We start from the raw sequence: 21,923 nt of genomic DNA, 5'->3' as shown, positions 1-21,923 counted from the left end.
GGTCCAATGTGGTCGCCAACAGCTACAGCATCACGGCCAAGGCGACTGACAGCAAGAACGCCACGACAAGCAGCGCACCTGTCACCGTCAATGTGGTCAACAATAATGCACCAACGGTCAGTTTGACCGCTAACCCGGTGAATGCCACCGCCCCGGCCACCATCATTCTGAATGCGACAGTTGCCGACAGCGATGGCAGTATCGCCAAAGTGGAATTTTATAATGGCGGCAGCTTATTAAGCACCGTCACCACTGCGCCATACCGTTTCAACTGGAATGATGTCGCAGGCGGCACCTATAGCCTGACAGCCAAAGCCACAGACAATCTGGGGGCAAGTCGTATCTCGACCCCGGTAACTGTCACGGTGGCGGGTCATGCGGTAAGAATGTATGACATCCACACTGACCACCTGGATACACCAAGGGTCATCACCGATAGTTCAGGGACAGAAGTATGGCGCTGGGATAGTGCTCCGTTTGGCGAAACACTGCCCAATGAGCAGCCAACGAATGCAACCAGCAAATTCACGTTCAATATCCGCTTTGCAGGTCAATACTTCGATCAGGAAACGGGGTTGCATTACAATTACTTCAGGGACTATGATCCAAGAACGGGACGCTATGTAGAGTCTGACCCGATAGGCTTGGCAGGGGGCATGACTACCTATGGGTATGTGGGGGCGAATCCGGTTAGTGGTATAGATCCCAACGGACTTATACTTCCAGTGTTTGGCCGAGCGCTGGCCGCAGCAGCGGCATGTGCACGTAATCCGGCTTGCCGTACTGCTGCCATGGCAGCATCTGCAGCAACAGCTAAAGCTGTGAGCGATATATGCAATACCGCCTACAAGAAATTTAAAAACTGGTATGCACAAGATAATAGCGCTCCTAACGGTGCAAGTTCTCCACATATTGACCCACAGGAGGTTGGAGGGAAGACACCAGATGAAATTGAGGGAGTGGCTGGCGATAAGGGGTTGCAGCCTAAAGGACCTGATCCAAAAGGTGGCCGTGGATCCTATGTAGATCCTGTAACTGGTGAGCAGCGTATATTGATTCATCCTGGGGCTGATTGCGGGCCTCACTGCCATGTGAATAATCCACAAGGAGAGCGCTTGGATATCAATGGAAACGTAGTGGCCCCAGAATCTCCAGAAGCCCATCTTCCGTTAGGAAAACGTTGAAAGGAATAATCATGCATGATTGGACGCTTATATCGATACTTTTTGATTGGAGTGAGGATTGTGTGAGCCTTAAGTTCAATAATACGACCGCGGATACTGTTCACTTGATAGCAAACAAAGTTGTTACGCTCTTTGTTCCAAAGCGAAACGAATGGGGAAGAAGCGCAAGTGTAAATGAAGTTATTGGACCTAACCGTCAATCAGATGGAACCGAAATTTTAAAAATTGAAATGCAGTCAGGCGATGTTATAGAGATTGCCGCTGCTCATTTTGTATTGCCTAAATTTTGATCCGAGAACGGGACGCTATTTAGAGTCTGGCCCGATAGGTTTGGGGGGCTGACTACCTATGGGGATGTGGGGCGAATCCGGTTAGTGGTATAGACCCCAACGGACTTATACTTTCAGTGTTTGGCCGAGCGCTGGCCCAGCAGCGGCATGTGCAAGTAGTCCCGCTTGCCGTAATGCTGCCATGGCTGCATCCGCAGCAACGACTAAAGCTGTAAGCGATATGTGCAGTAAGGCTACAAGAAATTTAAAAACTGGTATTCACAAGAGAATAGTTCATCTGAGGGTGCAAACAACGAAGGCGCTAAGGATGGCGACAAGACCAGCAATCCTGACGGCCAGAAAACGGATGAGAATCAGAATTCGGTTCCAGACAAACCTGACGGTAAAGTAACCGTACTTTCGGACAAGTGGTGGAAAGATCAAGGGATTGACCCACATGAAATCAAGGATGGACAGGGCGATTCGCGGCGTAATCTTGGTATCGATAAGAACGGTAATATTTGGAGCGTTGATCGTCGCGGATCAGGCAATCCACAGTACGAAGACAATATTCAGAATTATCGGTAAGGGTGAAGTATGAATACGATTAGTTGGGAGAAGGACGCGAACGGCTGCTCTGCGATTGCAAAACAATCAAAGGATCGAAAGTTTATCTCGCCAACGGCATCAGCCTCGCTCGTAAAGGGACTAATGCATGAAGTCATAAACATCAGTGCTAGTTTCTCCGAAAATGATGTGATTGTCTTTTCAAGGGTTGCAGGGATTTCGGCAATGGATGAGAAATCAGCTGCATTCTATGGATTGTACGTATCGAGTGGCATTGCTGACGGGCCTAACTATTGCATCAGGCGTTGCTCATGGAGTCGAGGTTTTGGCTTCATCGAAGATGTTTTGAAAGGGTTCTCTGCTCAGACAATGTTTTTCGATTTCAATGCCTTGCCATTCGAATTGCGTGAAATCGTTGAGCGCGTGGATAGCTCGTCAAAAGATGAATATCAAATTTTCTCGCAGCCCGCTAGTGATGGTCGCTTTATCGGCAAGCATATCTGTTATTTTGTGGCAGATGACTTAAAAGATTTGTCCTGTACTTATTCAGGGAAATCTTCGTCGAACCCTTCCGTCGAAAAACTGTTTGATGAGCTAGGGATAGTTTTCGATTCTATCAGTGTGGAGGGTGCTATTTTGCCAGTGGTGGATAGTTTCAGGATCTCGTATGCTTTTCAACACGTTGCCGAGGTTTTGACACATGAATGATGTCGCCGGTGGCACTTATAGCCTGACGGCAAAAGCCACAGACAATCTGGGGGCAAGCCGCATTCGACACCTGTCACCGTCACCGTAGCGGGTCATGCGGTAAAAATGTATGACATCCACACTGACCACCTGGATACACCCAGGGTCATCACCGATAGTTCAGGGACAGAAGTATGGCGCTGGGATAGTGCCCCGTTTGGGGAAACACTGCCTAATGAGCAGCCAACGAATGCGACCAGCAAATTCACGTTTAATATCCGCTTTGCAGGTCAATACTTCGACCAGGAAACGGGGCTGCATTACAATTACTTTAGGGACTATGATCCGAGAACGGGGCGCTATGTAGAATCTGACCCGATAGGTTTGGCAGGGGGCATGACTACCTATGGGTATGTGGGGGCGAATCCGATTAGTGGTGTTGACGCAAAAGGTTTGCAGGCTTTCCCAAGAGGTACGCCGTGGCCCGATTTTAATCCCATGCCGCCAGTCGTTCCCAGTATTACCAGAATCATCCGTGACATTCCAAAAGATGCTGTTAAGTGCAAAACTCCTGAAGGTATAGGAACAAAGTTGTGCAAACGGACGACACCCAACAGTTAAGGCTGTAAGCTTCTTACTGAACTTCCTCCAAATACGGCGTGTTGACGCAATAAAGGAGTGAACAAGCTATAGAGCATTTTGGGATCAGGGGCGCTAACCGAATCCAATGCTGCGCGATGGTCTGCTGATAGCAAAATTTCCAAAGCAGTGACGTTATCAACGATCTGCTCGACCCGACTAACGCCCATTAAGGTTGATGCCACACCTCTTTGAGCAATGACCCACGATAGAGCAATCTGAGTTTGACTGCGCCCGCTTTCATCTGCCACCAACTTGAGCGTGTCCAGGATTTTCCAATTTCGTTCAGTAAATAGGGAGTCGCCAAATGGATTTGCTCCATCTAGACGCTTGTCGTCTTCCGGTCTCCTCTCTCCGTCCTGAGCTGCTTCACGCGGAAGCCCAGCCGCTCGCGGTGCCGCGCTTTCAACACTCTTTCTTTCATACTTCCCTGTGAGCAGGCCGAAAGCAAGCGGACTCCATGGCACGATGCCCATACCGAATTCTGCTGCAAGCGGTACAAATTCGTCTTCGATATCGCGATTGGCAAGAGAATAGAAATATTGTAAAGCGATTGGCCCAGGCAATCCGCGCGTCGCAGCCAAGGTCGCCAGCTTTGAAATGTACCAGGCAGGTGTGTTCGAAACACCCCAGTAACGTATTTTTCCAGAGCGAACCAGAGTTGCCATGGTTTCCAATAGTTCCTCTGCAGGCGTGAGAGAGTCCCATACGTGCATCCAATACAAATCAATATAATCTGTTCGCAGTCTCCGAAGAGATGCTTCCAGAGCGGTACGTATGTGCTTGGCCCCATTACCACCAACGTGAGGTCCATGACCGTTTGCAAAACCCGATTTGGTTGCTATGACAATGCTGTCTCGCAAAGAACCATCTGCAATGAATTTCCCCAACATCTCCTCGCTGCGACCACTGGAGTAGACGTTAGCGGTATCAACGAAATTACCACCAGCTTCAAGGAAAGCATTGAAGACTGCTTGCGATTCTGGTTCTCCGGAACCCCAGCGAGCAGTTCCGAAAGTCATGGTTCCAAGGCAAAAAGGACTGATTACCAGGCCGGAGTTTCCAAGCGTGCGATAGTCATTCATAGGCATATCTTTACTTTCATAGTGATTGATAGGAAAATCATAAGCGAGATTTTAAATAAGTACAATCAATTTCATAGTGATCACTAAATAATATGAGCCCAACACCTAAGAAGAAGGGGCGCCCTCTGTCCTTTGACCGCGACGAAGCACTAAAAAAAGTAATGCTTTTGTTTTGGCAACATGGCTACGAAGCCACGTCGCTGAACGATATAACCACAGCCTTAGATGTAAAGCCGTCAAGTATCTATTCAGTGTTTGGAGATAAAAAAAAGCTGTTCCTCGACGCAGTGCATCTCTATTTATCTGGGCCAGTAACGTCTGAAATGATTATTGAGCAGGCTCTCTCGGCGTCTGAAGCTGCGCGAGAATTACTTCGAGTGTCTGCAGTCGGCTTTACAGGGGCAAATACGCCACCAGGTTGTCTGTTAGCGAGTTCAGCAATTAGTTGTTCCGATGCTGCCAACGATGTCAAGCTGGAGTTAGCCGTGATTCGACGCGACATAGAAGCGCGTCTTAACGCAAAAATATTGCAGTCCATTGCTCAAAAACAATTGCCGGATAATACGGATGCAGCGGGTTTGGCTGCAATGACTATGGCTGTCATTCAGGGAATGTCAACACTTGCCCGAGATGGAGCGACGCGTGAGAAATTACTGCATATTGGTGAGATAGCAATGCGAATTTGGCCGGAATCGAGTACCGCTTAAATATAGACTCCGTTCTGTATTGTTAAGCGTTGGCTTTAAATGCAGAGAGACTTCAGTGTTCGGATAACGGCGCGCCATGGGTGAAGGCTTAACGAGCCTGATGAAATCTTGAAACAGTAGTCTTTTCTAGGCACGCCTCTTTTTTGTCGTGTCTGTGCTTTCAAATGCCAACTACTACACTTTAAGTCGGTAGAGACAAGTTGCTACATCTTCGAAGAAAATCTGCCCAAGCTTGCATTAGTGGGCGGCGTTGTTCTAACAGATCAGTTCTATGGTAGGCTGCCTCCACCTTATTTTCCACTTGGTGAGCAAGTGAGCGTTCTGCCAAATCGCGTGAATGACCGTTCTCGCTGCACCAATCCCGAAAACTCGATCTGAAACCGTGGGCCGTGGCAACACGACCAGGTGTGTCACTGTGTGCTTTAACACGACGTAAAAAGCTGGTCAGTGTCATGTCTGACAATTCAACCTGATCGCGTGGTGACGGGAATACCAGCTTGTCATGTAAACTTTGCTGTTTCCTTAAAACTTCAATGGCACGTGCCGACAAGGGAACCCTGTGCAGCAACTTGGCTTTCATTCGTTCTGCCGGTACTGTCCAGATCGCATTTTCCCAATCCACTTCAGACCAGCTCATTCCTCTCACTTCGCCAGAGCGTGCTGCCGTCAGAATCAAGAATTCCAGCATCGGTCTTGTGACATCATAGCGTTCAGTACCATGCAGGTGTTTTGCTACAAAGGCAGGAATATCCTTCCAGGGCATGGCCGGGTGATGCTTAGTTCTAACCGATTTGCCAGGCTGTTGTGGCAGTAAATGATTGACCACAGTCACAGGGTTTGATTGACAGTATTCATGTGCCCAACCCCAAGCCATCACCGCATGTAACCGTTGTTTTAGTCTACTGGCCGTTTCAGCTTTATCTAACCAAATGGGACGCAGGGTGTCTGCGATGTGCCTTGGTAAAATTTTATCGAGCGGCAAACTACCGATAAGAGGAAAGGCGTACTCAGTGAGAGTATTGATCCATTGTTGCCCGTGTTTTTCATTTTTCCAACCAGGCAACAATTCATCGTGCAAAGCTTCAGAGGCCGCTTGAAAAGTTGGCACGGCTAATTTGGCTTTGGATTTAATTTTTTCCTCAAGTGGGTCAATCCCTTTCTCGATTTTCTCTCGCATTTGCATGGCGGTTTTCGCCGCCTCAGCAATGCCAATTTCAGGATAACTGCCTAAACCGGCGTTACGACGCTTGCCTGTATCTGGACTCACAAAACGTAGTACCCATTTACCGCTACCTTTTGTATTGGACGGATGCAATGCAAGACCTTTCACTCCGCCATGGGGGAGGGCTACTGAGTCGGGTTTAATATTGCGGGCTTTTAAATCAGTGAGAGCTGCCATAATCTTTATCTATTCGTAATGTAATTAAAGCTGGTATGCCATTCAGTATGCCATCTAGTGTTGGATTTGAATAGATTAATTTGGAATGTGTTGGACTTAAAATTTTTTAAGTTATTGATTTGTAAGTGGTAAATTTAATTATTTGGATTTTATTGGAATATATATTGGCGGACACAGCTTCCGCCAAAATACAGAAAAGCCCTTGATAATCAAGGGCTTTTCGCATTTGTGGCGTTGTGATTGAGATAGTTGATTAAAAAAATCAAAAACTATTCACCATCAAACGCTCCGGTATTTCTTGAACAAAAGATGTTTCTCTTTTTAATTACTTACCATCAAAGCTGTAAAAAATCGACATCGATCGCTTCGCCATTGTCATCGGAGATGACGGCATCTGATAGATGAAGATCGTCTTGATAGTCTTCATCTAAAAAAATATAAAGATCTTCATCTTGAAAATCTTCATCATCGACGTCCATTGGGCGGCGCATATCATTTTTATTTCGCGTGGGTGACTCAGTGAAATAATCATCAGCTTCATACAAATCATATTCTGACCTCGCAAATATACCCTTGCGTTGGGCGTCTTTGTTAAAGGCGGTCTGTGTTTTTTTATTGGCAGCAGCCTCGTGTATCAAGGAATTAATAGTAGTGTGCATGATGGAAGCCATAATTTTAGATTGACATGGACGGTTTCTAGTAGAGCGTGCAGACATTAATTTCTCCAATAGGGCCTGACTGATTGTCGCGGATTGGTATCGGTGAATGCGATTAACCAGTGACGTCATCATAAATTTAACGTGACCTAAGTACAGTCGGAAAATGTGAAAGCGATTTGTAAGAAAACACGCAGTCATTGACGATGTGAAAACTTACACAGTCTGCAAAGCACATTGCAGTGCCTTCGTGCTGTAAGTAGTTTTAGCCTGATCTGCTCAGTATTCGAAAAGCAGTTTTAGATTGGGAGATGGACGTCTTATCTGCACGTCTTTTCAAGGGCATGATGTTTTGCCTGCCCGAGGTGAAATTTAATTGCAGCGTAGTTGCCATGTTCTACGCAGCCGCATTCAGCCTGCCGGCTTCTATTGTGCTGCGTAATTGGGTTCGTGCAGATGTGGCTCTTTAGTATGCTTTACGCGTTTTCAACAGGTATCGCATCTTTTAAGGCCTGCTCTTCCTCACTAAGCTTCCTGTCTTCAGAAATCTCCAGCGCGATTCCTGCTGCCGCTTCAGCCGTCATGCCGTCTGTGCGGCGCAGGTATTCTGCTTCGCCAACGATGTCGTCCATTTGTACGGCCAGGTCTTTGGCTTGTGCGCTTTCACCAGGCAATTCAACCTTTAGTTCATCAACCAGCATCAGCAGTGTGGCGGCGACGGGCAAGGCGAGCAGTGCGCCGCCTATGCCATAGAGCGTGCCGCCTGCGATCAGGGCGAACAGTACGATGGATGATGGCAGGCGTAGCGAACGGCCATAGACGATGGGAATAAGTATGCGACTTTCAAACTCCTCATAGCACAGCAACAGTATGCAGACTACTGTTGCTGCAACGCCACCAACGGCCAGGGCCGCGAGCACTGCGGGGACCATGGTCAGGAAGATGCCAACAAATGGCAATACGTCAACAATGCCGCCAAAGGCTGCTATCGCCAGCGCATTGGGTACGCCGCAGGCGGAGAGCAGTATGAACAGAAAGACTGCCATCAGCACGCAGGTCAGGACTTGGCCGCGCACATAGCCACCGACTATGGTTTCCAGGTTTAGCATGATGCGCGCCAGCTTGATATGATGCGCACGCGGTATCACGGCGAACAGTGCACCACGCAATCTGTCACGGTCTATCATGATGTACAAGGCCAAAAAGAAAGAACCTGCGCCATAGGCAATAATTGAAAACAGGCTTTTTGAAAAAGCCATTGCTTCGTTGCTATAGGATTTGAAGATTGCTGTGTACTCTATGTGCCGCAAGCCACCCGCCAGAGATTCGGTAATGGGGTACATGGAAAGAAAGTGAATCAAGCGGCCACGTAATTCCGGTTCTTGCTTCACCAGGCTGACGACCTGAGCGATAAACGGCGGTACGGTGAAAACTGCCAGTGCGATCAACACAATCATCAAGGCGATAAACACGATGGCTATGCTGGTAAAACGGGGAATGTTACGACGTCCTAGCCACTCGACTGCAGGGTTGAGCGTGCCTACCAGCATCAACGCGGTAATCAATACCAGGATTACCGGTGCGAGCTGAGAGAGTAGCGCAAAACCCAGCACAACAGCAACGATAGCCACGATGGTCGACCACGCCAGCTCTATGCGAAAAGTCCTCTTTGGTGCCGGTTGAGCGGTTTTTTGCGTAAATTTGTCTGTTGAATGGGGCATGTTAGCGCTGCTGTCCTTGGGCATTCAGTGCAAGTTCGGAAGGAACTCGCTTACTTGCCTCAGTATCGCAGGTTTTCCTGGCAGCATCTGTGCGCTAGCTCGCATGCAAATCCTTACATTGCGACAAATCAGGTTCTTGATCTTTTTACGCAACACTGTGCTTATTTTCATATTTCTATTTTTACTAGTTGTATCAGTTATTGCCCTTGGAAGGAGAGACCTGTTCTGAAAATACGGTGCTTGCTGGGATGTTGGCTAGTTGCGAGCTTCTTCTTATGGCAAACTATTTGCACGTGAAAGACAGCGTACATCACGAACGGGTCGACAATGAAGTAGTCGATCCCAATGATTTTAATGGGTGAACCTATTTCCAGGTTGCTGAAAACGTGGACTGCCTCATTCTGATAAACTGAATTTGTTATAAACCCGATTGCGTCCACCAGCCTTGGCGGCGTAAAGTGCCTTGTCTGCGGCCTGGATAAGTGTCAGTGGTTTGTCCTGGTATGGTAAGGGGATGAGTGCTTCGACACCGGCACTGACGGTAACGACACCTGTGGTATTGCCAGCATGATCTATCGCCATGTTTTGAATGGCAATACGAATTTTTTCTGCTATGGCTGTTGCTCCATTGACGTCTGTGCCTGGGAGTAAAACGCATAATTCTTCACCGCCATATCTGGCGGCCAGGTCACCAGAGCGATTTTGGCTTGATTTTAAAATCTGGCTGATTTTTCGCAAGCAATCGTCGCCGGCCGCGTGGCCATAGAGATCGTTGTATTGTTTGAAGCTATCAACATCGATCATGATCAATGCCAAAGAAGTTGCGGTGCGCAAAGCTCGGTTAAATTCTTCGTCAAGCGCCATGTCAAAATGACGGCGGTTTGCCAGTTCGGTAAGGCCGTCTTGCAATGATAGTCTTTCCAGTGTTTGATTCAAGGCCTGCAAGGCGTCCCTGGTTCTGACAACTTCGGCTTCGGCGTCAGCACGTTTCTTGATTTGACCAACAAGATAAAAGCCTATCGAACCAAGCACGATAATCAGTGCTGCCACTCCTGCTGAATGCAGATAAGTGTCAGCCCGCCAGTCAGCCAGCATTTCGTCTTCTGATAAAGCCACGGAGGTAAAGAGTGGATACTTTTCCATGTGTCGGAAGCTATTTTGCCGCATCACACCGTCTTGCGCTGACTTGGCGGTAAAAGTGCCATAAGCATGTTTCGACGCGTTGTCACGAAAAACTGTCGTGTTGAGCATGCTTTTGCCGATGGAGTCGGCCAGCAGAGGGCGACGTGTCAGCATGGTGCCGTTATTCAGCACTACGACGATAGAACCTGCGTCGCCAATATTGAAACTGTCGTAGAATTTATTGAAATAGTCGATATTGATGGTTGCCAGGGCGACGCCAGAGAAACTGCCGTCCCTATGATTAATTCTGCGTGATACAGTGAGTATCCAGGCACCGGTAGAGCGGCTGCGGAGGGGAATGCCAATATAGGGTTTGTCGTCTGGATGATCGCGATGGTAAATGAAATAATCGCGATCAGAATTATTTGCATTGATCGGCGTGTTTGCTTGTGAATTGACTAGCCAACGGCCATTTTCGTCATAAATGAATAGACCGTTTAGTTGCGGTAATTCTGCGACCCTGCGCACCAACAAGTTGTGCAGTCGTACCAAAGCGGCCGGGGCAATACCGTCTGCCTGTATTCTTTCTGTCAGGCCAATTAACGCAGTGTCGGCACTTTTAATGGTATCGTCAGCATGCTGGGCGATGGCACGCGCCATATTGGAAGTGGAAATTTCCATTTCCCGTAGCTGATTTTTTCTGGCAGCCCAACTGCGCCAGCCATCGATAAAAATCAATGACAAACAAACCAGCACGACAAAGCCCACTGCAAACCAGGTAATGGATGTTCGTTTCGAAATAATTGTGGGCGATTGAACTGATTTTCTCTCAGTTACCATAAATTTCTGTGTGACGTAGGTGACAGATCTAAGCTTTGTACACAATGCGATCAATCAAACAGGGTGTTAGCACCCGGCTTGCCGGACTTCCTACTGTGAACAGTATAATAAGAGATGACGAAAAGATAGTCTTTAAATTTAAAAAAAGGCAATCATTCTGGGTGGAATTATTATGTCAGAAAGAAATAATGTCTGCGTGAGCAGGTCTTGCTCCATTCTTGTCGCATGTATATTCAACATGCCTTCCACCATGTGGGGGAAGGCATTCCTTCAATAAGCCTGATGATATTGATTATTCACGCGGTTTCTTTTTTGATGTCACCGCTCTTTGGCGTTGCGGTTTTTCTCGTTGCGAGCGCAAATACAAATAGCCACCCAAGGTGCCTAAAATGATGATGGCGACAGCGATGATAAATGGCAGATTGCCTGACGATAGGGCGCTCCATGAGGGGTCGTAAAATAGCAATAACATGAAGATGATTATTGGTGGGAACAATACCAGCAGAAGCACCCACAAAAAGTATTGCCTTACAATGTTTTGTATAGGGCAATATCTGAAATACAGATACGCCATCAAGGCAATGGCGATGATAAAGCAGTTCATCAAAATGATCAGAGTCCATCTATGCTCGCAAACCTGACGGGCCAGGATCGACGGTAATTCGTTTTTCATCCCCGGCGCGTTTAAATTTTCTACCAGACACATCAATACCTGTTCTGACTCTATGCATGACTGTGGCTTTGCAGGAACTGGTTTGGCCAGATTGGCGATCGGCAGTGGCCAAAAACCTATGCCGCCAAAGTTGTAGTTCATATAGGCGATATCTGATTCAAGCTGTTGCCAGTTTCGGTTATCAAATTGCAGGACGGGGACGATGCCAAGCAGGAAGTCGACGCGATCAGCACCGCTCAGGTTGCTGTTAATGTCAATGTCATGACGCAGTTTTTTCTTGCTGTCGGTGCTAGGTTCGTCCAGCAAAATAAGATAGTAATCTTTATGTGCGGCACTGGGTTTATCGTGACCGGCTTCGATCTGTCTGGTGACTTTGCGCAGCTTGATCAAGTTGCTCATGCCGAAGGCACTGTCTTTGTCTTCCAGCGATGGCCGTGAGAGCAAAATATTGATTGAGATTTTATCGCGAGTCAGCCCTTGTTTTAAGCTTGCATAGAATTCATTGAAAATAAGTGCAGAGTCCGCATCTTTTGGATAATCGGAAAAATACAGCGTGACACCGTCTCCGCGTCTTGGCGTACGATTAAAGCCCAGGGTGAGATAGGGCAGGGCTTTAGAAAATTTATCGGTCAGTGGCGTGTGCAGCAAGGTGACGATGTTGTTTGCAAGTCTCTGCATGACAGCCTGTTTGCTCTCACGTGGATATTTATTCCATTCGCTCCAGTCAGCTTTTTGCACTACCCAGTCAACTTTGGTATTGTAATCACGGGCTGTACTGATGAACCCATTCGGCTGCGCAGATCCGTCATCGATTTTGAATTGTCCACCGCCGACAAAATCATTGCTTTGCCGCAGTTCGCCCAGGTTATCAACGCTCAAACCATAATAGGCAACGCGGTTTAACATACTGAAATTCATTAATTGTACTTTGCCCTGATTTGCCCAAAATGGGTAAAAGCCGTAGACGACGCCTGCTGCCATGGTATCAAGTACGCAACCGCAGGCACCACCGTCCCACTGGATTGGCGTTGCTGGGTCGGGATAATTTTTTCTTGCTGCGTTGTCGACTACCGTCGCCAGGTAAGAATCAAAAATCTGGTCTACGCCATCGTCCGAAGTTTTCAGTTCTTCCTTGCTGCATTCTTCAAGGCGACCGCGCGATTTGGAAAATTGATCAAAAATGGCATTTAAATCTGGTTTGGGTTTCCCTTTATTGACACCGCTCTCCAGATTCGTGAGTTCAGTTTTCAGCAATGCAAGTTCGTCATCGCTGACACGCAGGCCTGCTACATATTGATTTCCGCGTGGCAGGTCTTTCTTGCAGGTAGCGATTGAATAGAGGATTTTTGCCTTGGCGGCGCTATTGAACAAGGCTTGATCAGGGTATTGAACATCCTGAATCTCCTTTAACATTTTAATGATAACCGCTGGTACGCTGGCGTTGCGGATATCCCCTTTCAAATCATTTTTCAGATTGAGCAGTGATTGTGCGTTTAATTGCACACCGTCTACTACTTCTGCGATTTTGACCAGTTTGGCTGTGGTGGCGGCAATTTCTTCAGGGCTAAAATCTTTCAAGGCATCGCTGATATTGGCTTCCAGTTCAGTTCTGTCCTGAAAGTAATTATCATTCAATTTTGCCAGCGCTTTTAATATAGCATCATCGACATTCTGTTTTTTTAACTCAGCCAATTTTGTCTGATTAATCTTATAGCCGACCACATCCATGACCTGTCGCTCTATGGTTGGCCATAGCTGCTTATACAGTTGCGCACGATTGCCCAGTGCCTGATTGACGGCTGCTTTCAGTGCATCGACAGAATCAAACTCTTTGTCTTTCAACGTCGTCAGCGCGAGGATGACATGGTCTTTACCTCCCAGCATGGTTAAATCGTCAGCGGTCAGGGTATAGGTATAGATCGTATTGGGTTCGCGGTAATCATCACCCAGGTTATTGTTTGGCCGTGTTTTTTTTCTGGCCAGATAACGTCTTACCAGGGCTAACAGTTCGGCATCACTGCCTTGTCTTCTTACCTGGAAATCCTGACTGCGTTGTGGTTCTGGTTCTGCATTGTCCCAACTTTCAAAATCGGGACTGATAAGTATGGCTGACTCAGCTGGATACAGCTTGGTGAATGCTGCCACTCTTGCCACGGTAGATGGTAATCGTCCTGCCAGGTCGCCATCAATGGCGGTTTTGAAGTTGAAACACAATCTTTGTAGCCACGATTGGGTAATGGGACCCAAAATACCATCCGATAGCGGGTGCTCAGGCAGAGCGAAATCATGCTTCCAGTCTGATAGATCGTGATAGATCAATCCCATTTGCTGTTGTAACTGCAATATGACCGCGTGACTGAGACTGGAAAGCGCTGAACGGCGCCAGGCTTTTTCGTAGCTTATATAATTGGGTGTATTGGCCAGCGCAGACGGTATGCCAACCTGCACACTTGTCACCGCAGGTTTGCTGGAGCTGACTGTGGCGGGTTTGGCTGGCAAACCTGTAGCGCTGGAGACATTTGCCACACTGGCAGCGCTGACCGTATCCGCAGTTTTAGGTTTGCTGGCAGTAGATGTGGAAGATGCGCTTGTGGAACTGGCGGCATTGCCCGGGCTCGCTGTAGTCGCTGAACTCACCGGTATAGCACTGGCCGAACTCGCCGCGGAGGCGAATTTTTCATCTGCTATTGCCAGGTTGTTGTAATGCAGACAGCCAATCGCCAAGGCTGCTGCAACATTGCAGGCGAAACGGGGGGTAAAGATTTTATGCATTATGGTGTTCATAATGTTTTTCCGTCCTTCATTAATTCTTTGCCGATGCCGGCGATTAAATCGTTTTGTGTGATGGTCTGGCGTTGCATGCGAACAGCGCGTATGGCTGCATAACGCGCGACGTTAAGCAAGGCACCGCCAGATAATTCATATTTTTCTGCCAGTTTGTTGAAGTCGACATCTGGCCCCAGGCTATCTGGCTGCGAAAACAGGGCACTCCACAGCCGTCTGCGTTGTACCGCATCTGGCATGGCGAAATACACTTCACTCTGAAAGCGACGTGCAAACGCCGCGTCAATATTGGCTTTTAAGTTGGTCGCCAGTAGTACCACGCCAGGGAAATCTTCTACTCTTTGCAACAGGTAGGATATTTCCTGGTTCGCATGTCTGTCATTTGAACTACTGGTTTGAGTACGCTTGCCAAACAGTGCATCTGCTTCATCAAAAAATAATATCCATTTTTTGTTTTGCGCCTGGTCAAAAACGCTGGCCAGGTTTTTTTCCGTTTCACCTATGTATTTCGATACAATCATGGATAGATCGATGCGATACACGTCAGCGCCCACGGCTGCACCTATCAGGCATGCTGTCAAGGTTTTTCCCGTACCCGGTGGGCCATAAAAGAGGCTGCGGTAACCCGGCTTGACGGTTTTTTCCAGTCCCCATCGCTGCAAAATTTGTTCTGGCTGCCTTAGCCATGTGACAATGTTTTCAACTTCTTCCATCACTTCTTGATTTAATACCAGATCTTCCCAGCTTAGTTTGGTATGCATAAGCTTGGCCGGGAAGTTGGCGCTGAAATCAGGTTTATGGATTTCACCACTGCTCAGTCGCTGCAAAAATTCATTGCTTAGCATCAGTGATGCGCCAAAAAATGGCTCGCCACTCGCCTGATGCTCCAGACGCAAAATACCTTCGCGGAGGAAGAAATGTTCCTCCTGAAACAAACGTGCCACAGCGAAACGCAACTCCAGATCTGTGCCTGCCAGAATAAAGGCAGCGGTTTCACAAGTAGGTAAAAAACCGCCATGAATCTTGCCACGCCAGCCGCCAATTTCACTGTAGCCACGACCAATCTGGGTATTTTGTAACATGAAAATATCCAGTACCTGAGGCCGCAAATGCGGTAAAAATGCCAAAAGAAAAACGATACGTTCTTCAAACCCCATTTGATATTGGCGAACCAGTCCGGCATAGGTGGAGTTATCTTTGCTCAGATCAGGTGCCGGACATATTTCCCGCAATTGACGTGTTTCATCCGCCTGATTGAAATAGGCATTAAAACGGGCATCACAGACCTGGGTAAACCAGCTTATTTCCCGTTCCAGGCAAGCAGCATTTTCAGTCATGGTTGGTTTCTATTTAATTTGTTTTCTTATCCGCGCCAGCTTGTGTGAATCGGCTCTTGCATCCACGGAAATCTGGTCAGTGCAAAGCTCCAGGGCAGGCGATCCAGCAGCATGTCGAAAGTACCCGGCAATACTTTCATTTGCCAGGCATCATCTTGCCAATACAAATGTGCCTGTCGTTGCAAAAATGTTTCGCGCAAGCCCTGGTTTGAGGTATTGCCAAGTGCTCCCCAGTTGGTAACAATGCCTGCCAATAATTGTTCTATCGTGTCCCGTTCGGTATCGCTGATTTCAATGCCACGGCAAATGGGTGTCCCACCCTTGATGCCGCATAATAATTTATTGAGTACTAACTGATATTCTGGTGTTTCCAGCTCACCAGTCACAATAAATTGCAGCAAATGCACAGCTCTTTGGGCACAAGCTTCATCTTGAAAGCGGCCATCTTTCGTCAAGTCAAGAAGACCAAACAAACGCTGTAAATAGGGGGTGACCAGAATAAGGCCACCGTTGTTGATATAAATATTATTGACATCGATGTCGTAATGAACGGGCTCATCTGGTGGCTGTCCTGATGTATCCGGCTGAAGGTTTGGTGACACTGCCTTCACGACTTTTTTAACTTCTTGCGAGTTGGTGTTTACATGAGCTTGTTTGTTCAGCGCGGGGTTCATCATTTTATCCAGCCATGCGGTTGCGTCTGGGGTTTGATAGTGCACGGCCAGGCCTTTTATCAAAGCTTGGGTAAAATTTTTATCTGGTTTAGTCATCTGCTCGACAAACAAGGCTTCATACACGATCTGCCAGACGAAAGCAGCTGTGACCGGAACGGCGACGTCGAGATTGTCTTCCAACTGTTGAAATAAAATAGGTAGTGCGTCTTTAAATTCTGGCCTCAGTTTGCCAAGCAGGCGTTGCAGCGATGAACCAGGTATAAGTTTTACCAACCGCCTGACACTTTGTGGATCTGCCAAAGCGTGTGCCAAAATGCCGGATAATACATACTGGTTGTCGCCGAACAGGTCTTGTAGTTTCAGCGTAAATAATATTTTTTGTTCATTGTCAGGCTCAGCCATACGTTGCAAACTGAAGGCAAGCATAGCTTCACTGGCAATTTGTGTGGAGTTGGCCTCGTTTGATATTTTATTTGCTGATGGCAGTGGTTTTTTTCCTAGGTCTATTGCATGTTGATTTATCGGGATTGCTTTATTAAGCGCTTGCAAGGCAGAAGATGCGGCAATTTCTGGCATTGCTGGGTCGCCTGATCGCTCTTGTCGCATCGTCTGATTCAGCAAATGCTGTATGCCTGCGCGATAATCAAGTCCAGCAAAGGCCGCGGAGGAAAATCCTGATTCTGCCTGGTTGAATAGTGCCAGCCCGGTTTTAGGCAAGCCAGGTATGGTCTTGGTAAATAATTGCCAAAATTCCGCCTGTTGCGAAGGCGGGCGTTGATTTAATAGCGAAAAAATAATTTCCTGCCATTCTGTCTCACTAAATTGAATACTGTTCAAATCGCCTTCACTGATTGTCTGAATGAATTCGCTCAACAACTCAGGAAACTTATTTGCGAGCGAATGGATAACTGGCACGCAGTTATTCTTTTGGGTATCAACCACTCTATTAAGTTCGACTTTATCAGCGTTATTGATGGCTTCAAACTCTTCAATTTTCTCGTTTGAGATGCGCTGCTGCAATAATTGAAGGTATTGGCGACCATACAATATGGTTTCCAAAGTGTGAAACAAAACGGGAGGTTTGCTGTCGCTTAACTGGTCGTGCCAAGCTTGCGCCAACTCAATCATATCGGCTTCATGATTGGAGCGGCTTACAAACAAGCTGATAGATTTTCTTAAAAAGTCTTCTCTGGAAAATGCCCCTGTGCTTGCCACCAATGCGAACGATAAGCTATTTGCCAGCATTTTTTCTTTGAGTTTTTCTGACGCAAGCGGTTTTGCGCTAAGGGCATAGCACACATCCCAATGCTTCCAGATGGAAGCTAATATTTTCCCAGCCTCTGGCGAGAGTACACCTATCAGATCAATGATCAGGTTTGGGTTTGTGCGCGCTAGCAAGCGACGCTGTTCTTCAGGTCGCACCATGTAGCGGCGTAAGCCCTGTGCCAACAAATCCTTTTCTTCTGCAATCAATTTAGACCAGACAGGTAGCAGATTCTCTACATTGGCTTGTAGCAGTGCCTGGGCAATACGATGAGGTAAATTTGCATTGATATGTGAAGGAGATGGCTGTGGCGGCGTTGCTGAAATTTTTTGTTCAGTCGCATCTGGCCTTGGCGTTACGCCGGGTATGAACGCTTCATACAATACTTGCGCTTTACCAGCTACGTTGCTTGTATCCTGATCCAGTTTGGAAAGACTTGTTCCAGTATCTGCTGCCAATGATGCCAGGTCTGATGCTGGTGTGCGGTCGCCTGATGCGGTTTCATTTCCGGTTTTTTCACTTTCCTGATTTGAAATGAAGGCTTGTTCTTCAATAGAATATTTTTGTTTGAATACAGCTTCCTGCATAAAACAATAATCAATTTTTTCTTGCAGAAGTGCCATTTTTTTTGCGTTATCTGGATGCGCCATCCAAGCTAGATGCGCATCGTCAATAGCAAAGTGTTGAGACAAGGCGGATTGGTAGCGTAATTTATTTTCAGGCGTTTGCAGTTCTATTAGCCGTTGAAACAATACCAATAAGAAAATGGAGGTGGTTTTATTTTGCATGGCTTGCTCTTCCAGTGCGGCAAGCCAATGACGAATTCTTGTAAAGCCGATGGTGTTTTCCAGTAACTGGAATAGCCAAAGGCGAAACGCCAGGTTGTCCCAGGCAACTGATATGTCTGTTGTCTGGTTGAGAACTTGGGCCTGGGGCGAAGTGAAATTGTTTGCTTCGCTGTACGCTTCATTTATTTCATGTTGCGTCTCGAAATCTTCTCTTAGTTCGGGAAATGCTTTGTTGATTGCATCAATCTTTTCCTGCACAGGGTGTTGTTGGCTAACTACTCGTATCTGCTCTAAATCGACAACCTCTTGTTGCAGAATATTTTTTAATATCAAGCGCAGATAAATGCCAAGATCAGCGGAATCCAGTGCGAAATTTTCTATGGCCTGAAGGAAATTTTTTCTTGTTTCTTCTGTGTACTCGGTGTTGAGGTAAGTAAACAATAAGCGATAGAGTTGTGCGCTGTCGCAAGTATCAAGAGGCTTGCTGTCAAGTTTTAATTCTTGAATTAATTGATGGAAGTTTATTCTTTGTGCCTTGCCTTGTTCAAGCCAGAGTTGCAAATTTTGGGCAGCAACCGAGATAACAGAATCTTCTCCAGTCGAACTGTTGACTACATTTCCGTTTATCGTGGCGTCGACTGTGTTTGCTTCGGCTATGCGCGCAGTAAGGGTATCGGAGGTGTTTTTTGCGGCAATACGATCAGTTTCTCCTAGTAGAAAATCCAGATCCACTGCTTCCTGGTGCTGTAGGCTTTCGAGTAACAATTTCAGGAAAGTAACGGCATGTTCAGTTTCTTCACAATAAGCTTCTATTGTTTGCGACAAGGTGCTGTAGTCATGATTATTCTCATCCGCGTTATGACTGAACCACCAATTTAGCCATTGTTTTGCCTGCCTCACGGAGAGATCAATTTCCCATACGGAAAGCTGTCCTTGCTTCCATTGATGGAAATTTACTAGATCAGGATCTATTAAGGTTTCGGCCTGACCTGGAATGCGGTCGGTACTTGCCAAACTTACCCATTCTTGCAATGCCAAGTCGAGTTGATTGGCTTGTTGCTTTAGATCAGGCAGGCTAAGCCAGGCACGGGCAAGTTCTTTTGGATTGCTGATATCCATCAATAATGACTGAATGATTTGCTGCTGATTGACGGTGTCTGTTTCAGCTTGAATCAGATGGAGATATGCTTTGACCAACAACTGCTGTGGGCCTGATTTACTCAGATCTTGATTGGCATGAATAGCGATATTTTGGTATGCGGCTGGCCGATCAGATTCCATGCTCAACATCGCTTCCAGCATGCGCGGAGCTTGCTGTTGTAAATGCATAAGCAATGACTCTGCTTGTGGTTGCAAGATGCGCACCCAATCCGCCAGCATGGATCTTGGTAGTTGCAGAATGATTCTTTGACGTGATGATTGCTTAATCAGTGGCCATACTTCTCGCAATAATAAATATTTCTCATTGTCTCCAGATGCCCAAATATCGGTCAGGACATGGACATCTTCATCAATCAGGGCCGTATGCAGCATATTTACAAACGCGGCGACGGACGTGCTGACATCTGTATAAACTGGCGATAGTTGGTCAATGGCTGTGGGTATTTCCCTTGCTGCATGATGTAAAACCATGCTGTCCGTCCATACATCATCTGCATCCGCAAGCTTGGCTGCGAAAGATGACCCTCTGTCGGCAAGTTTGCGTAAGCGCGGAATGTCGTCCAGCAGCTCTTCAATCTGTACAGATTCAGGCTGTCTGGCCAGCAAGTAGGGCAATACTAAGGCAAGCAGCTTTTGCCGCTCCTGGATATCGATGTTTACAAGCAGTTTTTCAAAGGCACGCATCCCTAGCGGCTGCAGCACGATGCTTAACGCGTGAATTTGTTCCAGCGTCAGTTTTTCCAGCCAAAGTCGCCATGCCCCAGGCTGCGCCTGCCGGATAAGGTCAGCATGTTGATCAAATAGTTTGTCCCAATATGTTTCCAGCGTATCGGATTCGGCATTTTCCAGAGCCTTGTATAACTGCGTTAGTGTGATTTTTTGAGCCGGCAGACGTGAAGTGGCGATAGCTTTTTCGTCCTCAAGCAAGGTTTTTGTTTTACGCTGTTTCCCTTGCTTTAGAGGTACGTTTGCTGATGCTATAGGTTCGCTGGTTTGTTGTTCGTCTATAAGTCTCGCCAGTTTCTGGGGATTTTTTTCTTCAGTAATGTTTGCAGTCAAAATCTCTGGAAAATTGGTTTGTGATCCGGCATTGCTTATCTTGATGTTTGTTGCTTGCAAGACTTGCTGTAAAAACGCGTCGCTTTGTATCGTTCCAGGCGTAGTTTTCAATAAAATCGCCAGACCTGCATCGATCACAATAGCGGCCTGTGTTGGAGAAAAACGGTTTGCCAGCTGTTCTAATAGCCAGGTTGCTCGTGAATGCAAAATCGCAGCAAGGTCTTGCTGTCTGTCTGTTGGGAATTTTTTCAGCCAATGTGACCATCCTTGCGCGCGCGCACGCCTGATGGTATCTGCGTGACGGTGTATCAACTGCTGCCAATCAGTTTCAGTGATGCTTAATTTGCCTGTACTCAAGTCTTTGTACAACTGCTCCGGGTCAAAGCCTGGTACGCCTGTTTCCGATTTTTCGGCTGCTATATTTTTGCTTATCTTTTCAGAGCTTGTCTTTTTTCTGCTACCAGGCAGGATTTGTTTGAGAGCAGGGGATGCATTATTTTCATTGCCCCCTAGCTCTTTCCAGAAGAATTGAGGAACACTGATTTTTTCAGCTATTTGCTGTTGCCGGTACCGTGCTACTACGTGATTTACCTTACGCTTTTGTTCTTTACTCCATGTATGCAACAGGGCAGATATTGCCGCTGGCTGATGATACGTCTGTGGCAATAGCCAGTACCAATATGTTTGTGCATCCGCTTCGTTTTTACTATAAGTCTGCAATTCCAGTTGCGCCCAAAGAAGCATGGTTTGCGACTGCTCTTTGGACCAATGGACGATCAGCTTTTCCAGTGTCCGCATCAATTGTGACGTGTCGTATTGAAGAACCATGCGCCTGCGCATCAGACTATCGTCGATAAAGGCACGTACTGCGACAAGACCTGCCTGGGTGCTGGTGACCCTTTCCAATAATTGACTATGTGCATTACGTGGATCAGCCGCAGCAGCCCAGGCGAGTTGGCCAGTGCGCAAAAAATCTTCAAGATATTGACTGTCTTCAATTGCCATTTCTGCCAACAAAACAGGTTCCGTCGTTTGTTCACGGGGCATGCTCAGGGCCGAACTTAGTTGCGCATGCAGGCGCCGTGCAAATTCAGCCTTAAAATAGTCGGGTGCTATTTCGCCGAGGTCAATTTCCAGTTTTTCTATGCGTCTTATGCCATTTTTGTCGTCAGCTTGATCGAGTACCTGATCGATTAACACCAGCAGATCGTGACTTACCCATTCAGATAAATCTGATTCTTCCATTTGTCCGAATGCAAATGAGAAATCAAATTCCAGATCGCCGATGACGTGGGACGGTTTCATGG

Annotated in this window: 13 protein-coding genes; 5 read left to right on the top strand and 8 right to left on the bottom strand. The window is 47.0% G+C overall.

The annotated features are described in order from the left end of the window. From ACO0LH_RS22995 to ACO0LH_RS22980, 4 genes are all read left to right on the top strand, one after another. On the top strand, positions 1–1,184 hold a 1,184-nt coding region (locus ACO0LH_RS22995), incomplete at its 5' end, for an RHS repeat-associated core domain-containing protein (protein WP_422943474.1). Between the two features lie 11 nt (positions 1,185–1,195). Then, positions 1,196–1,474 (top strand): hypothetical protein, encoded by a 279-nt coding sequence (locus ACO0LH_RS22990; RefSeq protein WP_422943473.1) that lies wholly within the window; start codon positions 1,196–1,198, stop codon positions 1,472–1,474. A 576-nt stretch (positions 1,475–2,050) separates the two neighbouring features. Then, positions 2,051–2,728, top strand: a complete 678-nt coding sequence (locus tag ACO0LH_RS22985; protein WP_422943472.1) for a hypothetical protein — start codon at positions 2,051–2,053, stop codon at positions 2,726–2,728. Between the two features lie 105 nt (positions 2,729–2,833). Beyond that, on the top strand, positions 2,834–3,328 hold the full coding sequence (locus ACO0LH_RS22980) for an RHS repeat domain-containing protein (RefSeq protein WP_422943471.1): 495 nt from the start codon (positions 2,834–2,836) through the stop codon (positions 3,326–3,328). On the opposite strand, the gene ACO0LH_RS22975 is transcribed toward ACO0LH_RS22980, so the two are convergent. Then, the gene (locus ACO0LH_RS22975; RefSeq protein ID WP_422943470.1) at positions 3,325–4,431 is read right to left on the bottom strand and encodes an aldo/keto reductase; all 1,107 of its coding nucleotides are present in this window, start codon (positions 4,429–4,431) and stop codon (positions 3,325–3,327) included. The genes ACO0LH_RS22980 and ACO0LH_RS22975 overlap by 4 nt on opposite strands. A 92-nt stretch (positions 4,432–4,523) precedes the next feature. On the opposite strand from ACO0LH_RS22975, the gene ACO0LH_RS22970 reads away from it, so the two are divergent. Further along, entirely contained in the window at positions 4,524–5,138 is a 615-nt protein-coding gene (locus ACO0LH_RS22970) for a TetR/AcrR family transcriptional regulator (protein WP_422943469.1), read from the top strand. Between the two features lie 181 nt (positions 5,139–5,319). Here the strand turns inward: ACO0LH_RS22970 and ACO0LH_RS22965 are convergent, their stop codons facing one another. The 7 genes from ACO0LH_RS22965 to ACO0LH_RS22935 all read right to left on the bottom strand — a co-directional run bounded on the left by ACO0LH_RS22965 (position 5,320) and on the right by ACO0LH_RS22935 (position 21,921). Then, the gene (locus tag ACO0LH_RS22965) at positions 5,320–6,537 is read right to left on the bottom strand and encodes a tyrosine-type recombinase/integrase (protein WP_422943468.1); all 1,218 of its coding nucleotides are present in this window, start codon (positions 6,535–6,537) and stop codon (positions 5,320–5,322) included. 335 nt (positions 6,538–6,872) lie between these two features. Beyond that, on the bottom strand, positions 6,873–7,253 hold the full coding sequence (locus tag ACO0LH_RS22960; RefSeq protein ID WP_422943467.1) for a hypothetical protein: 381 nt from the start codon (positions 7,251–7,253) through the stop codon (positions 6,873–6,875). A gap of 416 nt (positions 7,254–7,669) precedes the next feature. Further along, on the bottom strand, positions 7,670–8,914 hold the full coding sequence (locus ACO0LH_RS22955) for an AI-2E family transporter (protein ID WP_422943466.1): 1,245 nt from the start codon (positions 8,912–8,914) through the stop codon (positions 7,670–7,672). 396 nt (positions 8,915–9,310) lie between these two features. Further along, positions 9,311–10,876 carry a sensor domain-containing diguanylate cyclase gene (locus tag ACO0LH_RS22950; RefSeq protein WP_422943465.1) on the bottom strand — a complete coding sequence of 522 codons (1,566 nt, stop codon included), beginning with the start codon at positions 10,874–10,876 and terminating at the stop codon, positions 9,311–9,313. 292 nt (positions 10,877–11,168) lie between these two features. Further along, positions 11,169–14,333 carry a hypothetical protein gene (locus ACO0LH_RS22945; RefSeq protein ID WP_422943464.1) on the bottom strand — a complete coding sequence of 1,055 codons (3,165 nt, stop codon included), beginning with the start codon at positions 14,331–14,333 and terminating at the stop codon, positions 11,169–11,171. Next, the gene (locus tag ACO0LH_RS22940) at positions 14,330–15,670 is read right to left on the bottom strand and encodes an ATP-binding protein (protein ID WP_422943463.1); all 1,341 of its coding nucleotides are present in this window, start codon (positions 15,668–15,670) and stop codon (positions 14,330–14,332) included. The genes ACO0LH_RS22945 and ACO0LH_RS22940 overlap by 4 nt, the downstream gene beginning before the upstream one ends. A 26-nt stretch (positions 15,671–15,696) precedes the next feature. Further along, the gene (locus ACO0LH_RS22935; RefSeq protein WP_422943462.1) at positions 15,697–21,921 is read right to left on the bottom strand and encodes a contractile injection system tape measure protein; all 6,225 of its coding nucleotides are present in this window, start codon (positions 21,919–21,921) and stop codon (positions 15,697–15,699) included. Between the last annotated feature and the right edge of the window lie 2 nt (positions 21,922–21,923).

The organism is Undibacterium sp. TJN19 (genome assembly GCF_049339485.1).
GTDB lineage: Bacteria > Pseudomonadota > Gammaproteobacteria > Burkholderiales > Burkholderiaceae_D > Undibacterium.
Note: the sequence above shows the minus strand (reverse complement) of the source record. Positions and strands in the feature narration are given on the sequence as shown.

Excerpts from the sequence above, each read along its gene's own strand:
- ACO0LH_RS22935 (WP_422943462.1), bottom strand. The coding sequence starts at position 21,921 with ATGAAACCGTCCCACGTCATCGGCGATCTGGAATTTGATTTCTCATTT.
- ACO0LH_RS22990 (WP_422943473.1), top strand. The coding sequence starts at position 1,196 with ATGCATGATTGGACGCTTATATCGATACTTTTTGATTGGAGTGAGGAT.
- ACO0LH_RS22950 (WP_422943465.1), bottom strand. The coding sequence starts at position 10,876 with ATGGTAACTGAGAGAAAATCAGTTCAATCGCCCACAATTATTTCGAAA.
- ACO0LH_RS22985 (WP_422943472.1), top strand. The coding sequence starts at position 2,051 with ATGAATACGATTAGTTGGGAGAAGGACGCGAACGGCTGCTCTGCGATT.
- ACO0LH_RS22940 (WP_422943463.1), bottom strand. The coding sequence starts at position 15,670 with ATGACTGAAAATGCTGCTTGCCTGGAACGGGAAATAAGCTGGTTTACC.
- ACO0LH_RS22955 (WP_422943466.1), bottom strand. The coding sequence starts at position 8,914 with ATGCCCCATTCAACAGACAAATTTACGCAAAAAACCGCTCAACCGGCA.
- ACO0LH_RS22965 (WP_422943468.1), bottom strand. The coding sequence starts at position 6,537 with ATGGCAGCTCTCACTGATTTAAAAGCCCGCAATATTAAACCCGACTCA.
- ACO0LH_RS22960 (WP_422943467.1), bottom strand. The coding sequence starts at position 7,253 with ATGTCTGCACGCTCTACTAGAAACCGTCCATGTCAATCTAAAATTATG.
- ACO0LH_RS22975 (WP_422943470.1), bottom strand. The coding sequence starts at position 4,431 with ATGAATGACTATCGCACGCTTGGAAACTCCGGCCTGGTAATCAGTCCT.
- ACO0LH_RS22970 (WP_422943469.1), top strand. The coding sequence starts at position 4,524 with ATGAGCCCAACACCTAAGAAGAAGGGGCGCCCTCTGTCCTTTGACCGC.
- ACO0LH_RS22980 (WP_422943471.1), top strand. The coding sequence starts at position 2,834 with ATGTATGACATCCACACTGACCACCTGGATACACCCAGGGTCATCACC.
- ACO0LH_RS22945 (WP_422943464.1), bottom strand. The coding sequence starts at position 14,333 with ATGAACACCATAATGCATAAAATCTTTACCCCCCGTTTCGCCTGCAAT.